This is a genomic window from Paraburkholderia humisilvae (assembly GCF_902859855.1).
GTDB classification, from domain to species: Bacteria; Pseudomonadota; Gammaproteobacteria; order Burkholderiales; family Burkholderiaceae; genus Paraburkholderia; species Paraburkholderia humisilvae.
Genome location: NZ_CADIKH010000251.1, coordinates 1 through 2,627 on the forward strand (window position 1 = coordinate 1; position 2,627 = coordinate 2,627).

At 54.5% G+C, this 2,627-nt stretch carries 1 protein-coding gene and 1 pseudogene; both read left to right on the forward strand.

The features are described 5' to 3' along the window. Nucleotides 1-330, forward strand: a pseudogene (locus HV796_RS45185) (IS3 family transposase); the annotation flags it as partial. 432 nt (nt 331-762) lie between these two features. Beyond that, complete coding sequence (locus tag HV796_RS41560) at nt 763-1,989, forward strand: zinc-dependent metalloprotease (protein WP_217478224.1); 1,227 nt, start codon at nt 763-765, stop codon at nt 1,987-1,989. The last annotated feature ends 638 nt before the right edge of the window (nt 1,990-2,627 follow it).

The window sequence follows — 2,627 nt, forward strand, 5'->3', positions numbered from 1 at the left end:
GCAACGACAACCCGTACGCCGAGGCGCTGTTCCGCACGTGCAAGTATCGGCCCGACTACCCGCGCAAGGCGTTCACGAGCCTCGACGGGGCGCGTGCCTGGACGCAGCAGTACGTGCGACAAACACAGCGGCCTGAAATTCGTCACACCGGCACAGCGTCATAACGACCTCGCCACCGCAGTGCTGGCACTACGGGAAGCCGTCTACGCGCAGGCTAAGGCACGTAATCCGCAACGTTGGTCCGGCTCGACTCGTAACTGGGAATTGAAGGATGAAGTCTCGCTCAATCCGGAGCGCATACCGCCGGCCGAATTAAAGCAGTGCGCGTGAAGTTTCACGACAACTATGTTGATAAACACCGGCATGCGGCGGCGCTGGAGCCAGCTTAATGACATGCTGAACCAAGTGGGGCGCGCGGTGGGGACAAGCGGTAACCTGCTGCTGCCGCGATCAATTGGCGCCTTGGGCTACCTCGCACATTATCGGCATCAAAACTCGCGACCAGTCGGCCAAAATGAATAGTCGTGTCTAGAGTATCCAGCTGGAATCCGTCTGAGCGACGCGCATCGACAACATCGGTTGCCATCGAGAAGCGAAACGTCACGCACGCTCGCGGAACCGTATGGGAATTTGCTCTGCATCGCGTGCCGTTGCGCGAAACATCCGGCACCGAATACGTCGCCTACGGTATTGTGGGCTTTTTGCACTTGAAGCACGTTTCTCGCTTCCGGCATCGCATTTAACTGCACACAAGGATTGCATATGCCTGTTGACCTCCAGACAAGCCGTACCGCACAGCGATTCAATAACAGCACATACGACAAGCGTGGGCAGAAGCCAGTGCCCGCTCGCGGGCCGTCGCCCGCGCTTGGGAGGCACGCGGTTTTTGGTGAGATCGGACGAGTTTCGCTACCCCAAACGACTTCTTTGCACGATTTCATGACGCGTCAGCTGGCACCGCCCGAACCGACCTTACTCTTGCAACTGCTTCTCAAGCTCATCGTCGAACCTCAGTACCTTCGGGCGTTGCACCACACGCCTAACCTCTTGGGCCTGACGTCCGCGCACGTGTCGCAGAACACCAACATTACGCCACGGTCCTTCCCACAGGCTAACTCAACATCAGTCATGCAGCCGGCAATGCTAGCCTCCCCAGCACCAAGCGCATCGAACAATAGCTTTGCCTTGGTGCCCGCAGCTGACAGTCAGATTCGTCTTCACGGGGCTAAGCCAAAAATGCCGCCTGGCTTTCCTCCTGCGGACACGTTGGAGATGAGTGACGAAGAACGCGCTACCTACATGGATGGATGCTATCCATCGGAAAATCGCGAGCCATCCCTGGAAATTAACTACCTTGTATCAGATGAGCTTGCTCAGGCAACCAATCAAGACCCGAGCGACCTGAAATTCCAGGCGGACGTTAAAGCAGCGTATTCGCAAGAAAGCTCCATCGAGGCAATAAAGGAGGTTTTTTCCGGTCTTGACGTACGGTCGAAATTTCATTTCGGCTACCGGGACTATGTGCCCCAAGGAGGGGTGGATCTTAGTGAAAAAGCTGAAGACAGACAGCACAATGCGGCCCTCAAAGGCATAGCAAAACACATAACACGACAACGCAAGCACGCCTTTTCCAGGTTCCAAATTAACTCAGGGAAATTGTTCGTTGTGGTAGCTCCGTTGCGAGAAGGCATGCGTGCGACCGGGTTCGCGACGCAGAACGGGGCGTTTGCGCTTGCGACAGATCCCGAAACGGCCTTGCATGAGATTGGACACCTTTTGGGTGGAAGGCACGAGTTTGCTACTGGCTTTGGCTTTCTCGGGAAATTTGTCGGAAGAACAATCATGTACCCTACCACTGACATGGGGTTGTTTCCACAAATGAAATTTTCCGATCCGAATGCTCAAGAAATGCGTAGGCAACGCAAATTCTATCCTGTTTCAATATGGCAGAATGGCCGCCATCGCGAAATATTTCATCTCGAACTATAAAGATATGATGGGGTAATCCAATAATATGAACCTGCACATGGGCGATGGGGCATATCGCACACGCGGCAAAGGCGTAATGCACATATCAAGACGATCTGTTGATCACCAGCAAGGATTGCGGAGTGACATTGAACATGCAGCGTAGCCACGAGTTAGAAATACGGGTCCGGGCTCCAGGCGGACGATTGCGTGCAGTAACAATCGTAGGTTGTATCCAGAGGCGCAAAGCTCGGCATGTTGGCCCTGCAGAATGGCCCCGACATTGTGGGACAAGCGAGCGGTGATGAATTCCCTCCGTGATTGATAACTTCCAGGAATTAATATTATGACAATAAGAGCCTGAGAGAAGTCAACGCAGAACAAACGTGACGACGGACCAGTTTCTCGGGTTCGATTGGACCAGATGATTGATCTGCGGCACCTGGCACCGGGATGCGGCGTCTTTGCCTTCGCGCGCTTGTGATCGATGTTATCGAGAGCCAGTGAGAGCTCGTATTCGTGATGCTCGGGATTGCCGCAGTATTCGATAGTCCGCCCTGAATAAAGCGTTTTGTCCGTCGTCGACGTCAGACGACGGGCGTTGTCAGATCGACAGACACGGACAACGCGACAAGAACGAGGGCGCAAAAAAGCCGCAG

Coding starts and splice junctions, on each gene's coding strand:
- HV796_RS41560 (WP_217478224.1), top strand. CDS start 763: ATGCCTGTTGACCTCCAGACAAGCCGTACCGCACAGCGATTCAATAAC.